Source organism: Sphingomonas sorbitolis, from assembly GCF_036663875.1.
Lineage (GTDB): Bacteria > Pseudomonadota > Alphaproteobacteria > Sphingomonadales > Sphingomonadaceae > Sphingomonas.
The window spans coordinates 520,824-546,579 of record NZ_JAXOJS010000004.1; the positions used below are offsets into that span (position 1 = coordinate 520,824).

Below are 25,756 nucleotides of genomic sequence, written 5' to 3' on the forward strand. Positions count from 1 at the left end.
AAGACAACGTTTGTAATCCTGGGCTCCTGCGTTCGCAGGAGAGCGGACTAGCGCAGCACCACCGACAGGCCATCTAGCACGAACTGCACGGCCAGTGCGGCGAGCAGCACGCCGAGCAACCGGGTGATCACCGCCTCGATCTTCGCGCCGAGAATCCGCATGATCGGCCCCGCCGCGAGCAGCGCGACCAGCGTCAGCAGCAGGATCGTCACCATCGCCGCCAGCACCACCGCCGAGCGCTCGAGCCCGCTGTTGCGGCTCATCAACAGCATCACCGACGCGATCGAGCCCGGCCCTGCGATCATCGGCATCGCCATCGGGAAGATCGAGACGTCCTCGACCTCGGGATCGCTCGCCACCTTGGCGGCACGGTCCTCGCGGCGCTCGGTGCGCTTTTCGAACACCATTTCGAGCGCGATAAGGAACAGCATGATGCCGCCGGCGATGCGGAAGCTGGCGAGGCTGATCCCGAGGCCCTTAAGCAACGCCTCGCCGAACAGTGCGAACACGAACAAGATCGCCGCCGCGACGCCGACCGCCCGCATCGCCATCGCGCGCTTCTGCAACGTCGAAGCGCCCGCAGACAGCCCGGCATAGATCGGCGCGCAGCCGGGCGGATCGATGACGACGAAGAACGTGATCAGCGACGAGATGTAGAGTTCGATCACAGGCTTGCCTCATCGATCGCAACGCCTTCGCGGCGGCCTGCGGAGACCAAGGTGTTGCGCAAAAGGCAGGCGATGGTCATCGGCCCGACGCCCCCCGGCACCGGCGTGATCGCACCCGCAACCTCGACTGCGCTGGCGAAATCGACGTCGCCGACGAGGCCGGCATCGGTACGGTTGATACCGACGTCGATGACGGTTGCGCCGGACTTGAGCCAGTCGCCCTTGATCATCTGCGGAATACCGACCGCAGCAACAACGATGTCCGCGCGGCGGATGTGCGCGGGGACGTCCTTCGTGCGGCTATGCACGACTGTAACGGTGCAGCTCTCGCGGAGCAGCAGTTGCGCCATCGGCTTGCCGACGATGTTGGAGCGGCCCACGACGACCGCTTCGAGCCCGCTCAGGCTCGGCAGCACGCTCTTCAGCAGCATGACGCACCCGAGCGGCGTGCAGGGCACGAAGCCGGGCAGGCCCGTTGCGAGACGCCCCGCATTGATCGGGTGGAAGCCGTCGACATCCTTGTCGGGGTCGATTGCAGCGATCACCGCCTGCTCGTCGATATGCTTCGGCAGGGGCAGCTGGACGAGGATGCCGTCGATCGCCGGGTCGGCGTTGAGCGTCGCGACCAAGGCGAGCAGGTCTTCGGCGGGGACGTCGGCGGGGAGGCGGTGCTCGCTGCTCTCCATCCCCGCCTCGCGCGTCGCCTTGCCCTTTGAGCGGACATAGACGTTGGAGGCGGGGTCCTCACCGACCATCACCACGGCTAGGCCGGGCGCGCGGCCTGCCTGTGCCCTGAAGGCGGTGACGCCGTCTGCGATACGGGCCCGGAGGCCGGCGGCGAAGGCCTTGCCGTCGATGATGGTCGCGCTCATGCCCGCGGCCCATAGAGCGCGGACGCGATTTCCGCCAGCGTAGTGGAGTCGCCGAGGATGTGCAGGCGCTTGAGCCGCGCGGTTTCGCCGGAGATGATCGTTACGGCACGCTTGGGTACGCCGAAGGTCTTGGCGACGAGGGCGACCAGCCCGGCGTTCGCGGCGCCATCGACGGGGGCGGCTGCCAGTCGCGCGGCGAAATGCTCGGGCGTTCCGGCGGCGAGTGCGTCGCGACCGCCGCGCGGGGTTACGCGGACGGCGATCGCCAAGCCGTCATCGACCGCTCGCCAAGCCGCCGGCCCGATCAATAGGCTGCAACGAGGTAGTTCTGCGCGATGTTCGGGATGACGATGTTGGTCAGGATGTACAGGATCAGCAGCACGACCAGCGGCGACAGATCGAGCGCGCCGAAATCGGGGAGGATGCGGCGGATCGGGCGATAGAGCGGCTCGGTGATCTTCTGCAGCGCGTTCCAGACCGTGCGGACGAAATCGCTGTGCGTGTTGATGACGTTGAACGCGATCAGCCACGACAGGATCGCCTGGATGACGATGACCCACCAGACGAGGTTGAGCAGCAACTGGACGATCTGAAGAAGGGCGATCAAGGCAAGGGTCTCCGCTGGTGTGGTCCGGATATAAGGGGGCGGGGGGAGAACGAGAAGCCCTGCTTAAGCGATAGTCCCCTTAGCCCCAGCCCGTCACCCCAGCGAAAGCTGGGGTATCCCGGTTGGCGGGTGCGCGGCTCGAACCGGGAGATCCCAGCTTTCGCTGGGATGATAGGTTTGGGGGGCGGGAAGAACGAGAAGGCCTGTGGTTCGCCGCCGCTCGCGCCCGCCCGACCGATTATCGTTCCCCACCTATCGTCACTCCAGCGGAAGCTGGGGTATCCCCGTTGGCGGGCGGGCGGCTCGAACCGGGAGATTCCAGCTTTCGCTGGGATGACGACGTGGCGGTAGTGAGAGTGATACCCGTCGCGCGTTACCGGGTGCGCCCGTTGGCGCTGACCAAGGTCCCCGCGCCCTGCTTGGTGAAGATCTCCAGCAGCATCGCGTGCGGCACGCGACCGTCGATGATCACCGCGGCATCGACGCCCGATTCGACCGCCGCGACGCAGGTGTCGAGCTTGGGGATCATGCCACCGGTCACCGTGCCGTCGGCGCGCAGTTCGGCGATCCGCGCGGGGTCGAGGTCGGTGAGCAACTCACCCTCCTTGTCGAGCACGCCAACGATATCGGTCAGCAGGAAGAAGCGCGCCGCACCCATTGCGGCGGCGATCGCGCCGGCCATCGTGTCGGCGTTGATGTTGTAGGTGTGGCCGTCCGCGCCGATGCCGATCGGCGCGATCACCGGGATGATGTCGGCGGCGATCAGCGTGTCGAGGATCGTCCGGTCTACCGCGATCGGCTCTCCCACGAAACCGAGGTCAACGTGACGCTCGATTCCCTGGAGCTTGTCGGGTTCGCGGCCGTGGCCGACTTTCTGCGCAAGGACGAGGCCTGCGTCCTTGCCCGAGATACCGACTGCGCGACCGCCGGCCTGGCCGATCCAGCCGACGATTTCCTTGTTGATCGAGCCGGCGAGGACCATTTCGGCGATCTGCGCGGTCTCCGCATCGGTGACGCGCAGGCCGTCGACGAAGCGTGATTCGACGCCCAGCCGCTTCAGCATCGCGCCAATCTGCGGGCCGCCGCCGTGGACGACCACCGGGTTGATGCCGACCGCTTTAAGCAGCACCATGTCCTCGGCGAAATCGCGCTGGAGCTCGGGGTCGCCCATTGCGTGGCCGCCGTATTTCACGACGAACGTCTTGCCGGCGTAGCGCTGCAGATACGGCAGCGCCTCGGTGAGCGTTTCCGCCTTGGCGAGCAGGGCGGGATCGGGCGTGTGATCGGTCATGCCCGCGCTTTAGCCAGTCGCAATCGGTTCGTCATCCGGGGAACGTGCGTGACGTGGCGTGGCGTGGCGTGGCGTGACACATCCCACGCCGGCCCCATCCGTCATCCCAGCGAAAGCTGGGATCTCCCGGTTCGAGCCGCTGCATCCGCCAACGGGGAGACCCCAGCTTTCGCTGGGTGACGGGCGTGGGGGGGGGTGACGGGCTTGGGGAGTGACGGGCTTGGGGGGATGGGCTTTAGGGGGCGATGGGCTTTGGGGGGGACGGGCGTAAAGGATGACAGGCCTAGGATGCAGCCTTCAAATCAAACCCGGTCCAGCCGCCGCCCCAGCCGCACGAAAAACGTGATCATGAACGGCACCAGCACGATCGACAGCACGACCTTTGTGAGCATCTGCCCCTCCATCAGCCCGAGGATCGGCCGCTCCCCCAGGAACGAAATGGTGATGAACAGGATCGTGTCGATGATCTGCGAGATGATGCTCGCGATCATCCCGCGCAGCCACACCAGCTTGCCGTCGCCGCTGCCGACCTGTCCCGACAGCTTCGAGAAGATCAGCACGTTGAGCGTCTGCGAGATGCCGTAGGAGATCAGCCCGGCGATCATCATCCGCGAGCTCTGACCGACGACGATCGGGAACGCGTCGACCGCGGGCGGGTACATCCCCGGATCGTGCGGCAGCGCCAGCACCAGGTGGATCAGCGCGGCCGACACCAGCAGCGGGATGAACCCCAGGCGCACCAGGAACGTCGCGGTCTTCTGGCCGTGCAGCTCGGAAATCGCGCTGCTCAGCACCACGAGCAGCAGGAAGCCGAAGATCCCCGCCTCGACCGCAAGCGGGCCGAGCGCGACCTGCTTCACCCCCAGCACGCCGGCGATGCACACCATGCCGCCGTACAGGACTGAGAAAACGAAGAGCGAACGCGGGAACGCGGGAACAGGCTTATCCATCGCCAGGGACGCTAGCGGAATCGCGCGCGCCGTCAAATGACCTCCCCATCATAAAGACTGGCGAGCACGCCGCTCGCGTGTCATGTCGGTCGCTTGCGCGGCCGGGGGTTCACGCGTGTCAGTTAAAAATGCAGGGCGTCCATGGAAAGACTAGTCATCGGCCTTGCAGGCATCGCCGTCATCCTCGGCATCGCGGTGCTGCTGTCGAGCGATCGCCGCGCGATCCGCTTGCGCATCGTCGGCGCCGCGTTCGCGCTGCAGGTCGGGATCGCGGTGCTCGTGCTGTATTCGAGCATTGGCAAAGTCGTGCTGGGCAGGATGTCGGGCGGCGTCGCCAATCTGCTCGGCTATTCGCAGAAGGGCACCGAATTCCTGTTCGGCAAGATGGCGACGCCCGAGATCGGCGGGCAAAGTTTTGCGATCGCGGCGCTGCCGGTGATCATCTTCTTCGCGAGCCTCGTCTCGATCCTCTATTATCTCGGCATCATGCAGCTGGTGGTGCGCTGGGTCGGCGGCGGGATCGAGAAGGTCATCGGCGTCTCGAAGGTCGAATCGCTGTGCGCGGCAGCGAACATCTTCGTCGGCCAGAGCGAATCGCCGCTCGTCATCCGGCCGTATCTGGCGGGGCTGACCCCGGCGCAGCTGTTCACGGTGATGACCAGCGGCATGGCTGGCGTCGCGGGGACGATCCTCGCGGCGTATGCGTCGATGGGCATCCGCATCGATTACCTGCTCGCCGCGAGCTTCATGGCGGCGCCGGGCGGTATCCTGATGGCGAAGATCATCATGCCCGACCGCGTGATGCCGCCCGAGGGCGAACTCGCGCTCGGCGACCAGCCGGGTGAATCGGGCGCGGGCGAGCCGATGCCGCAGGCCACGCATGACGAGGAAAAGCCCGCCAACCTGATCATGGCGGCCGCCCAGGGCGCGCAGACCGGCGTGCGGCTGGCGGTTGCGGTCGGCGCGATGGTGCTGGCATTCGTGGCGCTGGTGGCGCTCGCGAACGGGTTGCTCGGCGGGCTCGGCAACATGATCGGGCTGCCGGGACTGAGCTTCCAGGGGCTGCTCGGCTATGTCTTCGCGCCGATCATGTTCCTGCTGAACGTGCCGTGGAGCGAGGCGGGGATCGCCGGCGGGCTGTTCGGGCAGAAGATCGTGCTGAACGAGTTCGTCGCCTACATCTCGCTCGGCACGCAGCAAGGGCTGAGCGCGCGGACGATCGCGGTCATCACCTTCTCACTGTGCGGCTTCGCGAACTTCTCGTCGATCGCGATCCAGATGGCGGTGACCGGGAGCTTGGCGCCGAACCAGCGGCCGATGATTGCCAAGCTCGGCCTGCGCGCTCTGGCGGCAGGGAGTTTGGCAAACCTGATGTCAGCCGCGCTCGCGGGATTGCTCATCGGCTAAGCCGTCCGTCATCCTGACGAAAGTCAGGATCCAGGGTAACAAGCGCCACCTTTCGTGGCTCTGGATCCTGACTTTCGTCAGGATGACGGGGCTAGGGCGACGGCGCGCAAACGCAATCGGGCCCGCCACCTTTCGGCGACGGGCCCGACGAAGCTGCCTCGGGGGGAAACGAAGCAGCTATCTCGCGGGATGCGCGATTACGGCAGCATCACCGTGTCGATGACGTGGATCACGCCGTTCGACTGCATGACGTTGGCGATCGTGACGCGGCCCTTGTGGCCCTTGCCGTCCATGATGCTCCAGCCTGCGCCGGACTTCATGAACATCAGCGGCTCGCCCTGCACCGTGGTGTAGGTCGCGGTGCCGCCGTTCGCCTTTGCCTTGGCGGCGATGTCGGCTGCGGTGATCGTGCCGGGGACGACGTGATAGGTCAGCACGGCGGACAGCTGCGCCTTGTTCTCGGGCTTGAGCAGCGTGTCGACGGTGCCGGCGGGCAGCTTCTTGAACGCCGCGTTCGTCGGCGCGAACACCGTGAACGGACCTGGGCCCGACAGCGTCTCGACCAGGCCGGCAGCCTTCACCGCGGCGACCAGCGTCGTGTGATCCTTCGAATTGACCGCGTTCTCGACGATCGTCTTGGTCGGATACATCGCGGCGCCGCCGACCTTCGGGTTGGTCGGGGCGGCGACGATCGCGCTACCGCTGACGGCGATGGCGGCGGCGACGATCGCGGTACGAAACACGTGATTCATGGCTTTCTCTCTCCTGCACGGCGCCGGTCGTCCGACGCTTTCGTGGAAAGATACGGCCGGATCGGAAGAATGATGCAGCCGCGTTTCAGATCGTTGCGATCAGCCTCTTCCACGCCGCGATCTCGTCATCATGGTGCTGCGCGATCGTCAGGTCGCTTGCCGTCGCCGTCGCGAAATCGACGTCGATCGACCCGCGCCATTCGAACGTCGCATTGCCCGACAGCGTGACCATCGCCGCCTCGCTCGCCTCAGCGCGGACGAGCCCGCCCTTGTTGAAGACGGTGGTCGGCGTGTCGTAGGCGATCCGCCCGGTCAGGCACGCAGCGTAGGTCGACGCCGCCATCGCGCTGCCGCAGCTGTCGGTGAGACCGACCCCGCGTTCGAAGGTGCGGACGAACAGGTCCGCGCCGCGCACTTCGACGAAGCTGACGTTCGCGCGGTTGGGGAGCCAGTCGGGTGCGGCCTCGCACGTCTCGCCGACGCGAACGAGTTCGGCTTCGTCGATCGCATCAACGAACGTCACGAGATGGGGGTTGGGCATGGCGACGGCGGTGAAGGCGCGGGCGGTCGGCAGGCCCGCGATCGGCGTGTCGACGACGCGGTCCGCGCCGACCTCCATCGGCCATGCGGTAACGTCGAGCGACGCGGGCCCCGCAATCTCGCGCACGGTGAACACGCCCGGCGCGATGTCGGCGTCGTGCACGACGATCGCATCGCTGGTCTTGAGCAATGCCGTTGCGGTTTCCGTGCCGGTCGCCGCGAACCCGGCGCGCGCTACGCATCGCAGGCCGTTGAGGCACGTTTCGGACTCGCTGCCATCGGAATTGAACATCCGCATGCCGAATGCGCGTGTCTCGTCGCCGCCGGTGAGCAGAAGCAGCCCGTCGCCACCGACCGGCCCGTCCCGATCCGCGAGGGCGCGCGCGACGGCCGCCCAGGCTGCATCGTCCAACGTCGACGCCCGCGCGTCGATCAGGGGGAAGTCGTTGCCGGAGCCGTGGCATTTGATGAGGTCGAAGCGCATATCCACCATTTAGTGCCGCGTGGCCGGCAAAGCGAGTGGGCGGATCGGCGCGCGAGTGTAGTCCTGTTCGTGGGGAGACTAGGCGAAGGACTTCGCTGCCGGCCCTTAACATCGGCCACAAGAAACCCGCGGCCCGGATCGTCGACCTCACGATCCTCCCCCGCAAGGGGGGAGGTGGCTGGCCCTTGCCAGACGGAGGGGAGGAAAGGGAGCACGTCCGTTGCGCGTCCTCCCCCTCCGTCACCTTCGGCGCCACCTCCCCCTTGCGGGGGGATCGAATAGTTCGCCGCCTACTACCCAATCCCATAGTGTGCGGCCAACCGGTCGAGCGCGAGCGTCAATACCAGTCGCCCTGCGCGAGCTGGCCAGTGCAGCGCCTTCTCCGCCGCGGGCAGCCCCTCCCCCGCGCAGACCACGCGCCACAGGATATCCGCGAGCCCCGGCCCCGCCGCCGCGATCGCGGTGTCGAACCGGCGTTTCGCCGCGATCTGCGCGGACGTTGGATCTAGCCCATCATGCCCGCCTCCATCGACTCGCTCCACCCAGCGCATCGTTACGCTCGGCGCGATCGAGGCGCGTTCGTAATCCACGCGCAATTGTTCTCCCGCTGCGAACTGCCGCGCGTCGACCAGTCCGCGCGACCGCAACCATCCGAGCGGCGATTCCGCCAGATTGACAGTGACCATCCGCCCACGCCGCGCGCCCGATGGCTGCGGAACGCCCTCCGAATCGATCGATCGTTCCACCAATTCGCGCATCCGCCGTCTCCCGTTGTCGCTCCACGTCACTTGCGCCGGTTGCCATATCGACATGGTTGTAGGACAGAGGAATAACCCATCTGGTTTGGAGCCTTCCGATGATCACCGTGCAATGATCACTGCCATTCGCGAAGTCCGCCGCGCTAGGGGCCTGACATTGGAGGATGTCGCACGGCGCTGTGTTCCGCCGACAACCGCGCAGACGATCGGCCGGCTGGAAACGGGCACGCGCACCGTGTCGGTCGGCTGGCTCAATCGGATCGCCACGGCGCTGGGCGTTGAGGCGGGCGATCTCGTGACGTTGCCCGACCGCGCCGACCTGCCCGTCACCGCGATCCTCGACGGCCGCGGTGTCCACGCGCCGCGCCGGACCACGACCGTGCCCCCGCCCCAGGTCGCTCCCGGACAAATCGCCGTGACGGTGGCGGGCGGGATCGGCGACTACCGCGCGGGCGACGTGATCTGGTGCGCGATGCTGGCGCCGGAGGGTTTCGCCGCAGCACTCAACCGCGACGTGCTCGTCCCGCAACCAGCTGGGCGGTTCGCGTTCGGGCGACTCACAGGAGGCGAAGGCAGCGTGACGCTGTTGCCGCCGGGCACCGGCACGCAGCCGCTGGCCATCGCAGACCCGGCCTGGATCGCGGTCGCTATGCGGCTGGTCCGCGAGCTGTAGGGATGGTGGGCGATGACGGGCTCGAACCGCCGACATTCTCGGTGTAAACGAGACGCTCTACCAACTGAGCTAATCGCCCCTCTCGGGTTGGGGTGCGATGCCAAAGCCGGGCGGCCGGGGCAAGCTAAAAGGGCGCGGATCGTCACGGAATCCGCAGGTCGGCGCCTCTGGTGGCCACGATATACCCGCGCATCGCCTCGCTCGCGCGGTCGGAGAGCACCATGAACGCGCGCCGCCGGTCGTGCATATCGGGGCGGCGTTCGAACAGCCCCGTGTCGGTCATCCGCGCGATCCAGCGAAGCGCGGTGGTCGGCGCGACCGCGGCGGCGATGCACAGGCTCGACACCGACACGCGGCCACGCTCGAGTTCGGCGGCGTAGAGATCTAGCAGCATGTCCCAGCCGGGATCCTCGAACAATGCGGTGCCGAAGAACTGATCGCGCAACCGTCGCGCACGGATGGCACGCCGGACGTCGGCGGCGCTCGGCTCGGCCAGCGATGGCGGCGCGCCGTAGCGGTTCGTCCGATCGCCAACGATCGGCGCGGCGGGGGCATCGCCGTCGATCTCCGCACGGGTCAGCCGGGCAAGCGCTTCGGCGATCCGCGCGACCTCGGTGTTCAATCGCTCAAGCCGCGTACCGTCGGTCTCGCGCGTGACATCGAACACCCCTGCCGGGCTGCGGACGCGCTCGGCGGCGACGACGATCGCCGCGATGCAGTCCGCGACGCTCGGATCGACCAGCAGGATCGTCCCGCCGCCAAGCGTTGCCGCCGCGACCGCGTCGATCTGGTCGCTCCCCATCGCGACCACCAGCCCCGCCTCCAGCACGGCCGCGCGCTCGACGATCCGCGGCAGATGTTCGGCAAGGATTGCAACGTCCACCCCCGCGGTCTCGACCACGATAACCTGCGGCGTGGCATGCAGGCCGAACGGCGCCTGCCAGTCGATCGTGGCGACCACCCGCCCCCCCATCGCGGCAAGCGCTGCGAAGAACCGGTCGGGCGCGTCGGTCGCTGCAACAAGGACCGCGGCGATACCCGTATCGTAGCGCGTGTCGTCGGCCTCGCCGTCCGGTAGGATCATGATCATCTCCGCTGTGTCGCGAAGACTAACCTCGATCATCTCCGGATTTACACTCGAACTGGATCGACTTCGGTTGGATTGAGCGCCCGCCTATACGAGACCTAGTCGAGCGCCTTGACGATATCCTCGACCATCTTCTTCGCGTCGGCGAGCAGCATCATCGTATTGTCGCGGTAAAACAGGTCGTTATCGACACCGGCATAGCCGACGCCGCCCATCGATCGCTTGATGAACAGCACCGTCTTGGCCTTTTCGACGTCAAGCACGGGCATGCCGTAGATCGGCGACGACTTGTCGGTCTTGGCCGCCGGGTTGGTCACGTCGTTCGCGCCGATCACAAACGCGACGTCGGTCTGCGCGAACTCGCTGTTGATGTCCTCGAGCTCGAACACGTCGTCATACGGCACGTTCGCCTCCGCCAGCAGGACGTTCATGTGCCCCGGCATGCGCCCCGCGACGGGGTGGATCGCGTATTTCACGCGGACGCCTTCGGCCTTCAGCTTGTCGCCCATCTCGCGCAGGACGTGCTGCGCTTGCGCGACCGCCATGCCGTAGCCGGGGACGATGATCACTTGCTCCGCCTGGCTCATGAGGAACGCGGCATCCTCCGCCGAGCCACGCTTCCATGGGCGATCGCTGGCCGCAGCCGGACCGCCGGCATCCGACGACTGGCCGAAGCCGCCCGCGATCACGCTGATGAAGCTGCGGTTCATCGCGCGGCACATGATGTAGCTGAGGATCGCGCCCGAGCTGCCGACCAGCGCGCCGGTGATGATCATCGCGCTGTTGTGGAGCGTGAAGCCCATCGCCGCCGCCGCCCAGCCCGAATAGGAATTGAGCATGCTGACCACGACCGGCATGTCCGCGCCGCCGATCGGGACGATCAGGAGGAAGCCGATGACGAAGCTCAAGACCGTGATCGTCCAGAAGATCCACGCCGACTGATCGGTGACGAAATACGCGATCAGGCCGAGGATGGCGGCGAGCAGCGCGATGTTGATGACATGGCGGCCGGGCAGCATGATCGGCTTGCCGCCCATGTTGCCGTTGAGCTTGAGGAACGCGATGACGGAGCCCGAGAAGGTGATCGCACCGATCGCCACGCCGAGCCCGAGTTCGATCCGGCTGACCGGGTGGATGACCGCGAAGGGCTGGCCGATCAGCGGGATGACGAGGTCGGAGATGCCGAACGCCTGCGGGTTGAGGTACGCGGCTACGCCGACCAGCACCGCAGCGAGGCCGACGAGCGAATGGAAGGCGGCGACGAGCTGCGGCATCGCAGTCATCGCGATGCGGCGTGCGGTGACAAGGCCGATCGCAGCGCCTACGCCGATCGCCGCGAGGATTTCGACGACCGTGACCCAATCGATGGTGCGCACGGCCATCGTAGGCCCGGCGTCCGAAACGAGAAGATGCTGAACGACGGGCACATGCGTCACCAGCGTCGTCACGACCGCGATCGTCATGCCGATGATGCCGAAGCGGTTGCCGCGCTGGCTCGACGCCGGGCTCGACAGTCCGCGCAGCGCGAGGATGAAGCACACCCCCGCGACCAGATAGGCGAGCGATGCCCAGGGGCTGACCGTCAGTGCGTGTTCCATTCCATCCCCTTGCCGTCATGCCAGCGAACGCTGGTATCTCCCGGTAGTCGCACGCGTCCCTGCGGCACGAGACCCCAGCGTTCGCTGGGGTGACGGCCTTAAGGCTTCGCGACCGGCCGTTCCTTCTTCTTGTACATCGCCAGCATCCGCGCGGTGACTGCAAAGCCGCCGAAGATGTTGATGCTCGCCAGCACCACCGCGAGCAGCCCGAGCGCCTTCGCGACGCCCGACCCGGCACCGATCGCCCCCAGGACCGTCGGCGCCGCGGCGGCGATAAGCGCGCCGACGATGATCACGCTCGAGATCGCGTTGGTCACCGCCATCAGCGGCGTGTGCAGCGCCGGCGTCACCGCCCACACCACGAAATACCCGACGAAACACGCCAGCACGAAGATCGACAGGATCGCGATAAAGTCCATTCTATTCCTCCTGTGCGGCAAGCCGCTCGGCGGCAACCGCCACGATACCTCGAACCATCCCGTCGCAATCGTGGAAAATCTCGACGGCTGGAATGCGCAAAACGGCGATGCCACGTCCTTCGAACCAGCGATCGCGTGCAGCGTCGCGCGCTGGGCGATCACCATAATCGTGCGCCTGCCCGTCAACCTCGATGATCTGCCGCGCGACATGACAGTAGAAGTCCGCAACGTACGGACCCGAGGGATGCTGCTTCCGAAACTTCAAACCGGCCGGTCGCTCCCGCAATGCAACCCACAATGCGATCTCAGGCGGAGACATCGCCGCGCGAAGCTGCTTGGCCAGCGCTCCAATCGATCCGGTCCCCTGGAGCAAGTCTAAATCCTCCCCTGTAAGGGGAGGTGGCAGGCGCCAGCCTGACGGAGGGGTGTCGCCCGTCGTAATGGTGCGCACAATAGCGAGCGGCGATACCCCTCCGTCGCGCCAAGGCGCGCCACCTCCCCTGCAAGGGGAGGATAGAGGATCACGCCAGCAACCGCGGGTTCACGATCTTGCCGCCCTGCGTCAGCCGCACCGCATCGCCGATTTCCGCGTCGAGAACGGGTTTGCCCGCATCCTTATCCCAGAAGGCGTCGAGGAAGTTGAACAGATTGCGTGAGAACAGCGCGCTGGCGTCTGCCGCCAACCGCGACGGCACGTTGCGGTGGCCGACGATCTTGACGCCGTTCACCACAACCACTTCACCCGCGACCGAGCCCTCGACATTGCCGCCCTGCTCGACCGCGAGATCGACGATCACCGAGCCCGGCTTCATGCTGGCCACCTGTGCCGCCGAAATCAGCCGCGGCGCCGGACGCCCGGGGATCAGCGCGGTGGTGATGACAATGTCCTGCTTGGCGATATGGCCCGACACCAATTCGGCCTGCGCCGCCTGGTATTCGGGGCTCATCTCGCCGGCGTATCCGCCCGTCCCTTCGCCCTCGATCCCAGCGACCGATTCGACGAAGATCGGTTTCGCCCCAAGCGACTGGATCTGCTCGCGGGTTGCGGCGCGGACATCGGTCGCCGACACCTGAGCGCCCAGCCGTCGTGCCGTCGCGATCGCCTGGAGTCCGGCGACACCGACGCCCATCACGAATGCCTTCGCGGCGGAGATCGTCCCCGCCGCAGTCATCATCATCGGAAACGCGCGGCCATATTCGGCCGCCGCGTCGAGCACCGCCTTGTAGCCCGACAGGTTCGACTGCGACGACAGGATATCCATCGACTGCGCGCGCGTGATGCGCGGCATGAACTCCATCGCCAGCGCCTCGTACCCGGCCGCGGCATAGGCTTCGACCCGGTCTCGCTCGCCGAACGGATTGAAACTGGCGACCACCCACGCCCCCGACGATACGCCGACGAACGTCGCGGGATCCGCCGCCTGCACGCCGAGCACGATATCCGCCCCCGCCAGCGTCGCCGCACGGTCGCCGACCGACGCACCCGCATCGGCATAGCCAGCATCCGCGATCGACGCGGTCTCGCCCGCCCCGGCCTCCACCGCCAGCACCGCCCCCAGCGCGATGAACTTCTTCACTGTTTCCGGCGTCGCGGCGACCCGCCGCTCGCCGTCCGCTTGCTCTTTCAGGACGGCGATCTTCATGATGTTACGAAATCAACCAGATGACGAGCGCGACGACCAGCGCGCACCCGACCGAGCCCCATTTCATCATCCCCGTCACGCTCGAATAGGTCGCAACGTGCGCCTTCATGTCTCCGTTGCCGGCCATGGTTCGTGCCCCTGTCTTTTGGCCCCAATCTGCGGAGCGCCATCCTCTATGGCACCGACCTTAACCCGCACATCCGGGATCGCCAAGCGCGACATTTAAGGCGCTCTTTACTAGCCTGCGCTATTGCACGTGCCGGAACGGGACAGGATTCGCCATGACGCGCAACGGCCAGCGCCTAGTATTATTGATCGACGACGAGCCTGCACAGCGCCGGTTGGTGGCGACGCTTGCCGCCCGTGGCGGCTGGCGTGCGGTGTTCGCGACCGATGGCGAGATGGCGATCGCCACGCTCGGCACGCAGGACGGGATGCAGCTCGATGCGATCCTGCTCGATCATTCCGCCCCCGATGGCGACGCGACCGCGCTGATCGCCGAACTGCGCGAACGTCGCCCCGCGCTGCCGATCCTGATGCTCACCGCCAATGGCTCGGTTGCGCACGCGGTCTCGGCGATGCGCGCGGGCGCCACCGACTTCCTGGTCAAGCCGCTCGCCCCCGACCGCGTGCTCGCCGCGCTCGAGGCCGCCGTCGCCGGCACCGCGGCGGGCGAACTGCGCCCGCTCACCGAAAAGATTCCCGCGCTGCTCGCGTTCGACGAGATCGTCGGCTCCTCCCCCGACTTCCGCGCTGCGCTGGCGATTGCAGCCAAGGCGGCGCGCGCGCGCGTCGCGGTGCTGGTCGAGGGCGAGAGCGGGGTCGGCAAGGCGGTCGTCGCCGAGGCGATCCACGCCGCCTCGCCGCGCGCCAAGAAACCGATCATCACCGTCAATTGCGCGGCGATGCCCGCCAATCTGATCGAATCGGAGCTGTTCGGCCATGAGGAAGGCGCGTTCACCGGCGCGTTCGAGCGCAGGATCGGCCGCTTCCACGATGCCGATGGCGGCACCTTGTTCCTCGACGAGATCGGCGAGATGCCGCTCGAGGCGCAGGCCAAGCTGCTCCATCTGCTCCACACCGGCGAAGTCCAGCCGATCGGCGCACGGCATGCGCGCGATGTCGATGTCCGCGTAATCGCCGCGACCAACCAGCGGCTGCTCGACGAGGTCGAGGCGGGGCGCTTTCGTGAGGATCTGTATTACCGGCTGAACGCGGTACAGGTGACGATTCCGCCGCTTCGCGAACGCACCGGCGACATTCCCGCGCTGGCCCGTCACCTCCTCGCGCGGATCGCCGAGCAACCGGGGCTACGGCCGCTCGGGATCACCGACGCCGCACTGAAGCTCCTCGTCCAATACGACTGGCCTGGCAACGTCCGCCAATTGCAGAACGCACTCTTCCGCGCTGCCGTACTGTGCGAAGGCGCCGCGCTGACCGAAGAGGATTTCCCGCAGATCGCCGCGCTCGGCAACCGCCAACGCGGCCCTGCCGCAGTTGCAGCGGGCGGCGGCGGCGTCACGCTGTTCCGCCCCGACGGCAATTTACGCGCCCTGGAAGAGATCGAGGCCGACGTTATCCGCCTGGCTATCGGCCATTACCGCGGCCGCATGACCGAAGTCGCCCGCCGCCTCGGCATCGGCCGCTCGACGCTGTATCGCAAGCTCAGCGACCTAGGGATCGACAACGCCGCATGAGGCAAAACGGGATGGCGACCGCCCTGCCGTCGGAATAGCCTATCCCAGGCTTGGACAATCGAGATTGCTCGAATCGCCGTTTGTGCAGCCGATTTTACGTTTCGAGTCAGATTTTCCTGCTGGCACCAGTTCTGCAACGCCCCCGTCCGAAAACTTGATGTGCAACGTCCTCGCTTGCAGCGACCATGCATTCGCTATGTGCATTTTTCGCCAGAAACGATCGGCGACCTCGGTTGCGCGCCCGTCTAGGCATCCGACAACCGTAGTAATCGTCGCTTCGGTCCGATCGCGTTTGACCGCGCCTGCCTTGCCGGAGGGGCCCGAAAACCACTTGAGCTCGTTGCCGCCGACATCGTTACAGACGGATGTTCCCACGACGCCGTGATCGGCCAGGAACTGAATGGTTGCCGTTTCGGGGCGGGCGCGGTGCACAGATTTGCCGTCGAGCCGGCGAAGCGCCCATACTTCGTTGGTCACCTCGGTTCGTAAGGTTGGCTGCTCGACGGCGGCTGATCCGCCACATCCCGAAACGGCCATGAGGACGAAAGCTGGCCATCGGAAGGCCCGAACAACGCCAGCGTGCGGCATCACCCAAACGGCGCCGGGGAGGATAAAGCTTTGGCTAGCATTATCCGCGTCAGGTCCGTTTTCGCCGGTTCTGGCCCGCTGCCAAGACGACGACTGCGGTCGACAGAAGAATACCGGAAACGAGCACACCGACCGAAAGCAGTCCGACAGTCGTCATACGGGCATCGAATGTCACACGGGTTCCGATGTGGACCGACACTTCGGCGGCGGGATAACTCCCGCCGCCGCTCCGTTCGATTTGCTGCGATTTCGCCATGCGTCAAACTGGGCTGTAGTTCGCCTTTGGACAAGTCATTTTACATGCAGTCGACCTGACGGCTGCTATGACAGCCGTCTGCCGCGGTTTACGTTACCAGAGCACACCCTTGTCGGGCGTCAACGGCTCGGGTGCGGGATCGCCGATCGCCTGGAGCAGGTCGATCTCGATCGTCCGGCACATCGCGTTGAGCGGCACGTCATGGATTGTGTCCGCGAACGGATCGACCAGATCGTCGCCGATCTGCAGGACGGCGAGGAACATCAGCCCGGCGATCGTCGAACCGACCGGGGTCGCATAGCCGAGCGTCTCGACCAGGCCGATCGGCAGCAGTACGCAGAACAGTCGCGTGAACAGGCTTGGGAAGAAGCGATACTGATTGGGCAGCGGCGTGTTCTTGATCCGCTCCATGCCGCCCTGCGCGTTGGCGATGTCGACCAGGATCGCCTCGAACTGCGTTTGCTGGATGGTATCGATCCAGCCGTTGCGACGCGCGATGTCGATCCGGCGACCAGTGCCATCGAGCAGGCCGTTGGCGATGTTCGTACGCTCAAGCGCAAACGACGCCTCCTCCTTCGACAGGAATCGCAGCACCTCGGGCGGGGCGGGCTGCTTGCGCAACTGGCAGCGCAGCGCGTTCACATACGCGATTTGGCGGAGGACGATGGTCCGCTTCATGTCGTGGCCCTCGGGTTCGGGCAGCATGTTGCGCGCCATCCGCGCGAGGTTGCGCGAGGCGTTGATCATCAGGCCCCAAAGTCCGCGGCTTTCCCACCAGCGCTGATACGCCGAGTTATCGCGGAAGCCGAGGAACAGCGCGAGCGCGGTACCGAAGAGGGTCAGCGGCAAGGCCGGCGCGTGGAACGGCAGGACATAATAGGTGATCGTGACGATCACGTCCCAGACGAAGAGGCCGAGCAGCGGGCGCCAAACCTCGCTCAGGATCTGACTGAGGCGCGGTGTTGCAGTGACGATCAAACGAAAGCTCCCTTGTTTAATGCGCTTTTAATGCGCGAAGAGGCGTTTCGCTGCAATGCAGCGCCAGTTACCGTCGACGATCAGCCCCCGACGAGCGACTGATCGCGCAGGCCACGCCAGATCTTGATCGCCTGTACGGTTTCGGCGACGTCGTGGACGCGGAGGATCTGGACGCCGGCCTCTGCCCCTTTCAGCGCCAGCGCGAGCGAACCGGCGAGGCGCTGGTCGACGGGCGCTTCGTTCGAAAGTGCGCCGATCAGCCGTTTGCGGCTCGCGCCGAGCATGATCGGGCAGCCCAGGCCGTGGAAGATCGCCAGACCGTTGAGCAGCGCGAGGTTCTCGGCGAGCGTCTTGCCGAAGCCGATGCCGGGGTCGACGATGATCCGCGATCGCTCGACGCCGCCCGCAACGACCGCGGCGATGCGGGTTTCGAGCCAGTCGAATACCTCGGTCAGGACGTTGGTGTAGCCGCCGTCGCCGTGTCCGCCTTTCTTGGGGTCGGGCGAGTGCATCAGCACGACCGGGCAGCGGCTTTTCGCGACCACGTCGAGCGCGCGGTCGTCCCACAGAAGCGCGGCGACGTCGTTGACGATGTGCGCGCCGGCGGCGAGCGTCGCCTCCATGACCGCCGCCTTGCGCGTATCGACCGAGACGATCGCGCCGGCGCGCGCGAGGCGTTCGACGACGGGGACCAGGCGCGCGATCTCGTCGCCTTCCCAGACCGCGGCGGCGCCGGGGCGGGTGGATTCACCGCCGACGTCGATCAGCGTCGCGCCGGCTGCGGCCATGTCGATGCCGGCTGCAGCCGCTGCGGCGGGATCGTCGACGTGCTTGCCGCCGTCGGAGAAGCTGTCGGGGGTGACGTTGAGGATGCCGGCGACGATCGGCTGGTCGAAGCGGAGCGTGCGTTCGCCGAGCTGGAGGGCGGCGCGGGGGGCGGTGATGACGGCGTGGAGGTGCGCGGCGCGCTCGCCGAGCGTAGCGACATCGGCTGTAGGGATCGTGCGGCGGTTGCGGCCTTCGATCACTTCGTAGGCCGCGAACCACTGCATCCCGCCCGCGAGGCGCACGACGCTGCCATCTTCGTAGCCGATCGGGGTGTCGACGAACTGGACGGGGCGGAGGTGGAGACTGGTCATCGGCGTGATCTACTCCAGTCCATCCACTCCGCGAAAGACGTTGCGCTCGCTAACCGTCACGTCTTCCCTCACCCGTCATCGGAGCTTCCCACCCGTCATCCTAGCCCCCCAACCGTAATTTCAGCCCCTTACCCGTCATCCCAGCGAAAGCTGGGATCTCCCGCCGCATCCGTGGCGCGTCGTCGCGGGAGACCCCAGCTTTCGCTGGGGCGACGGGCTTGGTTGGACGAGACAGGCTTGGTTGGACGGGACAGACGCGTCCGCGTGGCTCAGACCGTGGTCGCCAGGAGGTACGTCTGGCGGAGGTCATCGATCGGTTTCAGCCCCTTGTCGCTTTCGTAGTGCCAGAAGCTCCAGCCGTTGCAGGCGGGGGCGTTCTGGAGGGTCGAGCCGAGCTTGTGGATCGAGCCGATCGTGCCGCAGTCGCTCAGCAGCGAGCCATCCGCGCGGATCGTCGCGCGCCAGCGGCGCTTCGAGTCGGTCAGCACCGCGCCAGGGACGAGATAGGCGTTCTCCACGAGAACGCCGAACGCGACCTTGGGCTGCGTGCGGGGGCTCATCATCGTGCGGATCGCCGATTCATCGAGCGGCAGCGCGGCCTCGATCCGCTCCTGTGCGGCTTCGATATAGTCGCCCTCGCGGTCGATGCCGATCCAGCTGCGACCGAGGCGCTTGGCGACCGCGCCGGTGGTGCCGGTGCCGAAAAACGGATCGAGCACCACGTCGCCGGGCTTCGTGCAGGCCAGCAAGATGCGGTAGAGCAATGCCTCGGGCTTTTGCGTCGGATGCACCTTGGTACCGTTCTTCTTCAGCCGCTCGGCGCCGCCGCAGGTCGGGAATTCCCAGTCGCTGCGCATCTGGAGCTCGTCGTTGAGCGTCTTCATCGCGCGGTAGTTGAAGTGGTATTTCGCCTTCTCGCCCTTCGATGCCCAGATCAACGTCTCGTGCGCGTTGGTGAAGCGGGTGCCGCGGAAGTTCGGCATCGGGTTGGTCTTGCGCCAGACGATGTCGTTGAGGATCCAGTAGCCGAGATCCTGCACCGCCGCGCCGACGCGGAAGATGTTGTGGTAGCTGCCGATGACCCAGAGCGCGCCGTCGTCCTTGAGGATGCGGCGTGCTTCCTTGAGCCAGGCGCGGGTGAAGCGGTCGTATGCGGCGAAGGTGTCGAACTTGTCCCAGTCGTCGGTGACCGCGTCGACGTGGCTGCCGTCGGGACGATAGAGTTCGCCGCCGAGCTGGAGGTTGTAGGGCGGGTCGGCGAAGATCATGTCGATCGAGTTCGACGGTAGCGCCTTCATGTGCTCGATGCAGTCGCCGCGTAAAATCTGGTCGAGCGGGAGGACCGACTGAACCGCCGGCTCCACTGTCTTCTTCGCACGCGGCCGTGCGATCGTGTCGATCAAACCCATGATTCCCGCCCCTTGTCGGTGGCCATAGCGTCGAAATTGTCCGACTCCGTCAAGCAAACAATCGTTAACGGCGTCGTGTCGGGATTCGGTGGATGCGACCAATCGAGTCGCCTGCGCCCAGATGTTGAGTCGTGGGAGACGCGCGGCTCAAGCCCTTGGGGTGTGGCGCGAAAGACTCAGCTGGTCGTTTCCTTTGCGAAAAGATCGCCGCGAGCCTGATAGGCGGCCGCGACCGGCGCGAAACTGCGGCGGTGAATCGGCGTGGGGCCGTGATCGCGGAGCGCCTTCATATGGTGCGCGCAGCCGTAACCCTTGTTCGAATGCCAGTTATATTCGGGATGCACGTCGGCGGCGGCGATCATGATGAGGTCGCGCGTGTGCTTGGCGACGATCGAGGCGGCGGCGATCGACAGCGATTTCGCATCGCCGCCGACCAGCGGCGTGGCGGGGTAGGTCCAGCGGGGCAAGCGGTTGCCGTCGACCAGGACGTGGCCGGGGGCCTGGCCGAGTTCGACCGCCAGCGCGTCGACCGCGAGGGTCATTGCCTTCATCGTCGCCCAGTAGATGTTGAGCGTGTCGATCTCTTCCGGCTGGACGATGCCGATGCCGACGATCGCGCAGCCCTTGAGACGCGCGCAGAGCCGTTCGCGTTCGGAGGCGGACAGCTTCTTCGAATCGTCGATACCGCGCGGCACGCCTTTTGCCGGTAGGATCACGGCAGCGGCGACGACCGGTCCGGCGAGGGGGCCGCGGCCGGCTTCGTCGACACCGGCGACGGGGCCGACGCAGAGCTTTTCGTGTTTCATGCCGGGCATTGGTAGTCTTTCAACTGGTCGAACGGGCTGTTGCCGAGGGCGTGCCCCATTGGGCCGTGGCCTGCGCCTAGCCCCGGTGCGTTGGCAAGCGCGGCGCGGACGAACGCGATGGCGCGCGCGATGGCGGCGTCGAGCGGCAGGCCTTGGGCGAGGCCGGTCGCAATGCCGCTGGCGAGCGTGCAGCCGGTGCCGTGGGCGTGGCGGGTTTCGATGCGGGGGTTGGTCCAGCGGGTTTCGCCGGCGTTGGTGATGAGGCGGTCGGTGATGTCTGGGCCTTCGGCGTGACCGCCTTTCATGAGGACGGCGGGGCCTAGTGCGCGGATTGCGGTCTCGCCGCCGAGGGCTGCGAGTTCGGGGAGGTTGGGGGTTACTAGCGTGGCGATCCGCATGAGGCGGGTGAAGGCGGCGATCGTGTCGCTGTCTGCGAGAACGGAGCCGGAGGTGGCGATCATCACGGGGTCGAAGATGATGGGGAGTCTGCTCCCCTCCCTGGAAGGGAGGGGTTGGGGGTGGGTTGGCTTGGGGCTGGTGTCGCGCTCGCGCAGCGGCCTACCCACCCCCGGCCTCTCCCTTTCAGGGAGGGGGGAAATGCGTTCGAGATATGCGGCGACCGCGTTGGCGGTTTCGGCCGAGCCGATCATGCCGATCTTTACTGCGTCTACGCCGATGTCCGAGACGACCGAATCTATCTGCGCGAGGACGAAGTCGGTCGGGATCTGGTGGACCGCTTGCACGCCGAGCGTGTTCTGGGCGGTGATCGCGGTGACGGCGGTCATCGCGTGGCCGCCCAGCATCGTGACGGTCTTGATATCCGCCTGGATGCCTGCGCCGCCGCCGGAATCCGAGCCGGCTATTATGAGGATTCTGGCGGTCATTGGAGAGCCGCGGGAAAAGTGAAGTATAGAAAGTGCAGACGCTCGCACGGTTTCGTTTGGGCGCCGTTTGGGGTCGCTGAGCGGGGTTTGGCGCGGTTGGCGGTCATATGCTGGGCTATGTCATACCTGGTGAGATGTAGGACAGGGGTATGCCCCCTTTAACCACCCCGGCGGAGGCCGGGGCCCAATCGGGAAGGGCGAAGTAACGGAGCGATGCCCTTGGTTAGCACCGTCCCCCATTTGGGCCCCGGCCTTCGCCGGGGTGGTAGAAGGGGTTGAGGTGGCCGAAAGGAGCTAGGTGGCGCCTAATCGAACGGCGCCTAGTGCCGCCTGCCCGCTGCCGGTTTTTGCGGCGGCGCCTCGTTCAGCCTTGTCGGCCGGTCGAGCAGTTCGCCACCGCAGTTCGGACACCGCTCGTCGAGCGCGTCCGCACACTCCGCGCAGAAGGTGCATTCGAACGAGCAGATGAACGCACCCGGCGCATCCGCTGGAAGCTCGGTGGTGCAGCGTTCGCAGCTGGGGCGCATCTCGAGCATCAGGCGGCGGCCTTTCGTACGGCGTCGCAGATCCGGTCGACGACCTGTTCGACCTGCGCGAGATCGTCGCCTTCGGCCATCACGCGGATCACGGGTTCGGTGCCCGAGGGGCGGATGACGAGCCGTCCCTTGCCGGCGAGTTCGGCTTCGGCTTCGGCGATCACCGCCTTGACCGCGTCGTGGTCGAGCGGCTTGCCGCCGGCGAAGCGGACGTTCTTGAGGAGCTGCGGCAGGGGCTCGAAGCGGTGGAGCACTTCGCTGGCCGGGGCGCCCGAGCGCTTGACCTCGGCCAGGATCTGGAGCGCCGCGACCAGACCGTCGCCGGTGGTCGCATAGTCGCTGAGGATGATGTGGCCCGACTGCTCGCCGCCGACATTATAGCCGCTGGAGCGCATCTTCTCGAGCACGTGGCGGTCGCCGACCGCGGTGCGGACGAGACCCAACCCTTGCGCGGCGAGATGGCGTTCGAGGCCGAGGTTGGACATTACGGTGGCGACCAGCCCACCACCCGCGAGCCGGCCCTGGCGTGCCCAACTGGCGGCGATCGTCGCCATCAACTGGTCGCCGTCGACGATCGTGCCGGTCTCGTCGACCACGATCAGCCGGTCGGCGTCGCCGTCGAGCGCGATGCCGATGTCGGCGCCGCTGGCGACCACCGTCTCGGCAAGCGCCTGCGGGGCGGTCGAGCCGACGCCGTCGTTGATGTTGGTGCCGTTGGGGGTGACGCCGATCGCGACGACGTCGGCGCCGAGTTCCCACAAGGCCGACGGTGCGACCTTGTAGGCGGCACCGTTCGCGCAATCGAGCACCACGCGCATCCCGTCGAGGCGGAGATTCTCGGGGAAGGTCGACTTGGCGAAGTGGATGTAACGCCCCTGCGCGTCCTCGATCCGCCGCGCGCGGCCGATCTGGCCCGAGGGGACGAGCGGTATCTCGCCGTCGATCAGCGCCTCGATCGCCGCCTCGGCCTCGTCCGACAGCTTGTAGCCGTCGGGGCCGAACAGCTTGATGCCGTTGTCCGCATAGGGGTTGTGGCTGGCGGAGATCATCACGCCGATGTCGGCGCGCATCGACTGGGTCAGCATAGCCACCGCCGGCGTCGGCATCGGTCCGACCATGACCACGTCCATGCCAACGCTGGTGAAGCCCGCGACCAGTGCCGATTCTAGCATATAGCCGGACAGCCGCGTGTCCTTGCCGATCACGACGCGGTGGCGGTGATCGCCGCGCTGGAAATACGCGCCGGCGGCCATGCCGACCTTCATCGCCATTGCCGCGGTCATCGGCGAGACGTTGGTGGCACCACGAATGCCGTCGGTGCCGAAATATTTTCTTGCCATCGCGCGTGCTTTCCGTCCGGTATCGGGGTTCTATGCCGTTGATAGCGCGGTAGACCACGAAGGGCGAGCATGTCGCAGACTACACGGATTCTCGCCGCGCTGATCGGCGGCATCGCGATGGGAATCGCCGCGGCGGCGTGGTCGCCGGCGAACGCGATCGCGGCGACGGCGGTGACCCAGCCGATCGGGTCGGCGTGGCTGCACGGGTTGCAGATGGTGATCGTGCCGCTCGTCGTCGGGCTGCTCGTGACCGGCATCGGCGCGACCACCGAGGCGGCGCGCGCCGGGCGGATCACGGTGCGCGCGATGGTGATGATCGTCGTCATCCTGTGGAGCACGACGATCATGTCCGCACTGGTCATGCCGTTGATCCTGGAGGCCTTCCCGTTGCCGCACGCGCTCGGTGCCGCGCTGCGCGCTGCATTGACGGGCGCCGCGCCGGTCGGTCCGGTGCCGGGGATCGGCGCGTTCTTCGACACGATCGTACCGACCAACATCGTCGCGGCCGCATCCAGCGACTCGTTCCTGCCGCTCACCGTCTTCGCGCTGACGTTCGCCTTTGCCGTGACGAAGCTGCCCGACGATCGCCGCCGCGTGCTGACCGGCTTCTTCCAGGCGGTCGTCGACGCGCTGTTGATCATCATCACATGGGTGCTGAAGCTGGCGCCGATCGGCATCTTCGCGCTGGCCTACGGCGTTGGCGCACGCACCGGGACTGCGGCTTTCGGCGCGCTGCTGCACTATATCATCTGTGTCTCGGCGATCGGGTTCATCGTCCTGCTGTCCGCTTATCCGATCGGGATGATCGGCGGGCGGGTCGGCTTCGGTCGGTTCGCGCGTGCGGTCGCGCCGGCGCAGGCGGTGGCGATCAGCACGCAGTCGTCGCTCGCCTCGCTGCCGGCGATGTTGAAGGCCTCGACCGATCTCGGCGCGTCGCCCGCCACCGCCGGGATCGTCCTGCCGCTGTCGGTCGCGGTGTTCCGCGCGACCAGCCCGGCGATGAACCTGGCCGTCGCGCTGTACGTCGCGCACTGGCTGGGGCTGCCGATCGGGCCGGGGCAGATGGCGGCGGGCGTGGCGACCGCGGCGATCACCACGATGGGGTCGATCTCGCTGCCCGGCACGATCAGCTTCGTTGCCTCGGTCGCGCCGGTGGCGCTGGCGATGGGCATCCCGCTCGAGGTGCTGGGTCTGCTCATCGCGGTGGAGACCATACCCGACCTGTTTCGGACCGTCGGGAACGTGACGATGGACACCGCCGTTACCATCTCCGTCGCAGCGCGGTCCGATCACGGGAACGCCGCTCAGGAGATTCCGCATGAAGTATCGCACGCTCGGCCCTGATTTCGAGGTTTCCGCGCTGGGTCTCGGCTGCATGCCGATGGCCGGCATCGGCAAGGGCATGTACGGCGAGGCGAACGCCGACGAGAGCATCGCGACGATCCACCGCGCGATCGAGCTGGGCGTGACGCTGTTCGATACCGCCGAGATCTATGGCCCGCTGGTCAACGAGGAACTGGTCGGCAAGGCGATCCGGGGCAAGCGCGACGGCGTCGTGATCGCGACCAAGTTCGGCTTCCGCTACGACGAGAACGGGATGACCGGGGTGGACTCGACGCCGGCCAACGTGCGGCGCGCGTGCGAGGGATCGTTGAAGCGGCTCCGGGTCGAGACGATCGACCTGTTGTACCAGCACCGCGTCGATCCGGGCGTGCCGATCGAGGATACGGTCGGCGCGATGGCGGACCTCGTTCGCGAGGGCAAGGTGCGGCATCTCGGGCTGTCGGAAGCTGGGCTCGATACGATCCGGCGGGCGGCGGCGACGCATCCGATCGCGGCGTTGCAGAGCGAATATTCGCTTTGGGAGCGGGACGTCGAGGACGCGATCCTGCCGCTGTGTCGCGAGCTGGGGATCGGGTTCGTGCCGTATTCGCCGCTCGGGCGGGGCTTCCTGACGGGGCAGATTACCGCGCGGTCGGATCTGCCCGAGGGCGATTACCGGCGGAATGACCCGCGCTATTCGGAAGAGAACTTCGCCAAGAATATGGAGATGGTCGCGGTAGTGAAGTCGATCGCCGATACGCATGGGGCCTCGCCTGCGCAGGTCGCGCTTGCGTGGTTGCTGGCGCAGGGCGACGACATCGTGCCGATACCGGGGTCAAAGCGTCGGGTCACGCTAGAGGACAGCATGAAGGCGGCGGACATTACGCTGTCGGCTGACGATCTGGCGAAGCTGGATGCGGCGGCGCCGCGGGGCGGGACGGCCGGGCCGCGGTACGGCGAGAAGGCGCTGTCGATGACGCGGATCTGACTTCTCCCCTCCCGCTTGCGGGAGGGGTCGGGGGAGGGGCGTGCCTCAAAGGCCGGACGCCAG

The 25,756-nt window shown here is 66.7% G+C and carries 28 protein-coding genes, 1 tRNA gene and 1 pseudogene; 5 read left to right on the top strand and 25 right to left on the bottom strand.

Translation table 11 applies throughout. From position 1 onward, the window contains the following. Nucleotides 1-47: 47 nt before the first annotated feature. The 6 genes from U1763_RS14470 to U1763_RS14495 all read right to left on the bottom strand — a co-directional run bounded on the left by U1763_RS14470 (nt 48) and on the right by U1763_RS14495 (nt 4,388). Nucleotides 48-668: a MarC family protein gene (locus U1763_RS14470; protein ID WP_332755745.1), complete on the bottom strand. Its 621-nt coding sequence runs from the start codon at nt 666-668 to the stop codon at nt 48-50. Then, entirely contained in the window at nt 665-1,540 is an 876-nt protein-coding gene (folD, locus tag U1763_RS14475) for a bifunctional methylenetetrahydrofolate dehydrogenase/methenyltetrahydrofolate cyclohydrolase FolD (protein ID WP_332755746.1), read from the bottom strand. The genes U1763_RS14470 and folD overlap by 4 nt, the downstream gene beginning before the upstream one ends. Next, nucleotides 1,537-1,809, bottom strand: coding sequence for a DUF167 domain-containing protein (locus U1763_RS14480; RefSeq protein ID WP_332755747.1), 273 nt, complete (start codon nt 1,807-1,809; stop codon nt 1,537-1,539). Before U1763_RS14480 ends, folD begins: the two co-directional genes overlap by 4 nt. 35 nt (nt 1,810-1,844) lie before the next feature. Continuing rightward, on the bottom strand, nt 1,845-2,147 hold the full coding sequence (locus U1763_RS14485) for a YggT family protein (protein WP_093398362.1): 303 nt from the start codon (nt 2,145-2,147) through the stop codon (nt 1,845-1,847). 373 nt (nt 2,148-2,520) lie between these two features. Then, entirely contained in the window at nt 2,521-3,438 is a 918-nt protein-coding gene (argB, locus tag U1763_RS14490; RefSeq protein WP_332755748.1) for an acetylglutamate kinase, read from the bottom strand. Nucleotides 3,439-3,740: 302 nt separating this feature from the next. Then, the gene (locus U1763_RS14495; RefSeq protein WP_132895903.1) at nt 3,741-4,388 is read right to left on the bottom strand and encodes a queuosine precursor transporter; all 648 of its coding nucleotides are present in this window, start codon (nt 4,386-4,388) and stop codon (nt 3,741-3,743) included. A 141-nt stretch (nt 4,389-4,529) separates the two neighbouring features. Between U1763_RS14495 and U1763_RS14500 the strand changes: the two genes are divergently transcribed. Further along, nucleotides 4,530-5,795: a NupC/NupG family nucleoside CNT transporter gene (locus U1763_RS14500; RefSeq protein ID WP_332755749.1), complete on the top strand. Its 1,266-nt coding sequence runs from the start codon at nt 4,530-4,532 to the stop codon at nt 5,793-5,795. A 197-nt stretch (nt 5,796-5,992) separates the two neighbouring features. Here the strand turns inward: U1763_RS14500 and U1763_RS14505 are convergent, their stop codons facing one another. The 3 genes from U1763_RS14505 to U1763_RS14515 all read right to left on the bottom strand — a co-directional run bounded on the left by U1763_RS14505 (nt 5,993) and on the right by U1763_RS14515 (nt 8,329). Then, nucleotides 5,993-6,547 (bottom strand): fasciclin domain-containing protein, encoded by a 555-nt coding sequence (locus tag U1763_RS14505; RefSeq protein WP_332755750.1) that lies wholly within the window; start codon nt 6,545-6,547, stop codon nt 5,993-5,995. Nucleotides 6,548-6,632: 85 nt separating this feature from the next. Beyond that, complete coding sequence (gene dapF, locus U1763_RS14510) at nt 6,633-7,571, bottom strand: diaminopimelate epimerase (RefSeq protein WP_132896242.1); 939 nt, start codon at nt 7,569-7,571, stop codon at nt 6,633-6,635. A gap of 293 nt (nt 7,572-7,864) precedes the next feature. Then, on the bottom strand, nt 7,865-8,329 hold the full coding sequence (locus tag U1763_RS14515) for a DUF6456 domain-containing protein (protein ID WP_132895900.1): 465 nt from the start codon (nt 8,327-8,329) through the stop codon (nt 7,865-7,867). Nucleotides 8,330-8,441: 112 nt separating this feature from the next. Between U1763_RS14515 and U1763_RS14520 the strand changes: the two genes are divergently transcribed. After that, a complete protein-coding gene (locus tag U1763_RS14520) occupies nt 8,442-9,002 on the top strand; it encodes a helix-turn-helix domain-containing protein (protein ID WP_132895899.1) in 561 nt (186 codons plus the stop codon). Nucleotides 9,003-9,005: 3 nt separating this feature from the next. Here the strand turns inward: U1763_RS14520 and U1763_RS14525 are convergent. From U1763_RS14525 to U1763_RS14555, 7 genes and pseudogenes are all read right to left on the bottom strand, one after another. Next, nucleotides 9,006-9,081 (bottom strand) — tRNA-Val (locus U1763_RS14525). 63 nt (nt 9,082-9,144) lie between these two features. Further along, nucleotides 9,145-10,086, bottom strand: coding sequence for a MarR family winged helix-turn-helix transcriptional regulator (locus U1763_RS14530; RefSeq protein WP_332755751.1), 942 nt, complete (start codon nt 10,084-10,086; stop codon nt 9,145-9,147). A 101-nt stretch (nt 10,087-10,187) separates the two neighbouring features. After that, nucleotides 10,188-11,687 carry an NAD(P)(+) transhydrogenase (Re/Si-specific) subunit beta gene (locus U1763_RS14535; RefSeq protein ID WP_332755752.1) on the bottom strand — a complete coding sequence of 500 codons (1,500 nt, stop codon included), beginning with the start codon at nt 11,685-11,687 and terminating at the stop codon, nt 10,188-10,190. Nucleotides 11,688-11,785: 98 nt separating this feature from the next. Then, nucleotides 11,786-12,106: a proton-translocating transhydrogenase family protein gene (locus U1763_RS14540; RefSeq protein ID WP_132742385.1), complete on the bottom strand. Its 321-nt coding sequence runs from the start codon at nt 12,104-12,106 to the stop codon at nt 11,786-11,788. 1 nt (nt 12,107) lies between these two features. Next, nucleotides 12,108-12,479: an endonuclease domain-containing protein gene (locus U1763_RS14545; RefSeq protein WP_243693195.1), complete on the bottom strand. Its 372-nt coding sequence runs from the start codon at nt 12,477-12,479 to the stop codon at nt 12,108-12,110. 148 nt (nt 12,480-12,627) lie between these two features. Continuing rightward, entirely contained in the window at nt 12,628-13,749 is a 1,122-nt protein-coding gene (locus U1763_RS14550; protein WP_332755753.1) for an NAD(P) transhydrogenase subunit alpha, read from the bottom strand. Nucleotides 13,750-13,753: 4 nt separating this feature from the next. After that, a pseudogene (locus tag U1763_RS14555) lies at nt 13,754-13,879 on the bottom strand (aa3-type cytochrome c oxidase subunit IV); the annotation flags it as partial. Nucleotides 13,880-14,030: 151 nt separating this feature from the next. On the opposite strand from U1763_RS14555, the gene U1763_RS14560 reads away from it, so the two are divergent. Then, nucleotides 14,031-15,446, top strand: coding sequence for a sigma-54-dependent transcriptional regulator (locus tag U1763_RS14560; RefSeq protein ID WP_332755754.1), 1,416 nt, complete (start codon nt 14,031-14,033; stop codon nt 15,444-15,446). A 39-nt stretch (nt 15,447-15,485) separates the two neighbouring features. Here U1763_RS14560 and U1763_RS14565 read toward each other — a convergent pair whose 3' ends face one another. From U1763_RS14565 to glmM, 9 genes are all read right to left on the bottom strand, one after another. Further along, nucleotides 15,486-15,923 (bottom strand): META domain-containing protein, encoded by a 438-nt coding sequence (locus U1763_RS14565; RefSeq protein ID WP_165886682.1) that lies wholly within the window; start codon nt 15,921-15,923, stop codon nt 15,486-15,488. A gap of 160 nt (nt 15,924-16,083) precedes the next feature. Further along, nucleotides 16,084-16,290 (bottom strand): hypothetical protein, encoded by a 207-nt coding sequence (locus tag U1763_RS14570; RefSeq protein ID WP_332755755.1) that lies wholly within the window; start codon nt 16,288-16,290, stop codon nt 16,084-16,086. Nucleotides 16,291-16,383: 93 nt separating this feature from the next. Beyond that, on the bottom strand, nt 16,384-17,268 hold the full coding sequence (locus U1763_RS14575; RefSeq protein ID WP_132742392.1) for a bestrophin family protein: 885 nt from the start codon (nt 17,266-17,268) through the stop codon (nt 16,384-16,386). 80 nt (nt 17,269-17,348) lie between these two features. Beyond that, nucleotides 17,349-18,407, bottom strand: a complete 1,059-nt coding sequence (gene folP / locus U1763_RS14580; protein ID WP_332755756.1) for a dihydropteroate synthase — start codon at nt 18,405-18,407, stop codon at nt 17,349-17,351. Nucleotides 18,408-18,676: 269 nt separating this feature from the next. Further along, the gene (locus U1763_RS14585; RefSeq protein WP_332755757.1) at nt 18,677-19,816 is read right to left on the bottom strand and encodes a site-specific DNA-methyltransferase; all 1,140 of its coding nucleotides are present in this window, start codon (nt 19,814-19,816) and stop codon (nt 18,677-18,679) included. Nucleotides 19,817-19,992: 176 nt separating this feature from the next. Next, the gene (rnhB, locus tag U1763_RS14590) at nt 19,993-20,631 is read right to left on the bottom strand and encodes a ribonuclease HII (protein WP_332755758.1); all 639 of its coding nucleotides are present in this window, start codon (nt 20,629-20,631) and stop codon (nt 19,993-19,995) included. Continuing rightward, on the bottom strand, nt 20,619-21,506 hold the full coding sequence (gene thiD / locus U1763_RS14595) for a bifunctional hydroxymethylpyrimidine kinase/phosphomethylpyrimidine kinase (protein WP_332755759.1): 888 nt from the start codon (nt 21,504-21,506) through the stop codon (nt 20,619-20,621). The genes rnhB and thiD overlap by 13 nt, the downstream gene beginning before the upstream one ends. 320 nt (nt 21,507-21,826) lie before the next feature. Next, on the bottom strand, nt 21,827-22,042 hold the full coding sequence (locus tag U1763_RS14600; protein WP_332755760.1) for a DUF1272 domain-containing protein: 216 nt from the start codon (nt 22,040-22,042) through the stop codon (nt 21,827-21,829). Continuing rightward, entirely contained in the window at nt 22,042-23,382 is a 1,341-nt protein-coding gene (gene glmM / locus U1763_RS14605) for a phosphoglucosamine mutase (protein WP_060526021.1), read from the bottom strand. The genes U1763_RS14600 and glmM overlap by 1 nt, the downstream gene beginning before the upstream one ends. A 69-nt stretch (nt 23,383-23,451) precedes the next feature. Between glmM and U1763_RS14610 the strand changes: the two genes are divergently transcribed. Both U1763_RS14610 and U1763_RS14615 read left to right on the top strand, forming a co-directional pair. After that, nucleotides 23,452-24,726: a dicarboxylate/amino acid:cation symporter gene (locus U1763_RS14610; protein WP_332755761.1), complete on the top strand. Its 1,275-nt coding sequence runs from the start codon at nt 23,452-23,454 to the stop codon at nt 24,724-24,726. Beyond that, nucleotides 24,701-25,693 (top strand): aldo/keto reductase, encoded by a 993-nt coding sequence (locus tag U1763_RS14615; RefSeq protein ID WP_332755762.1) that lies wholly within the window; start codon nt 24,701-24,703, stop codon nt 25,691-25,693. The genes U1763_RS14610 and U1763_RS14615 overlap by 26 nt, the downstream gene beginning before the upstream one ends. Nucleotides 25,694-25,756: the final 63 nt, after the last annotated feature.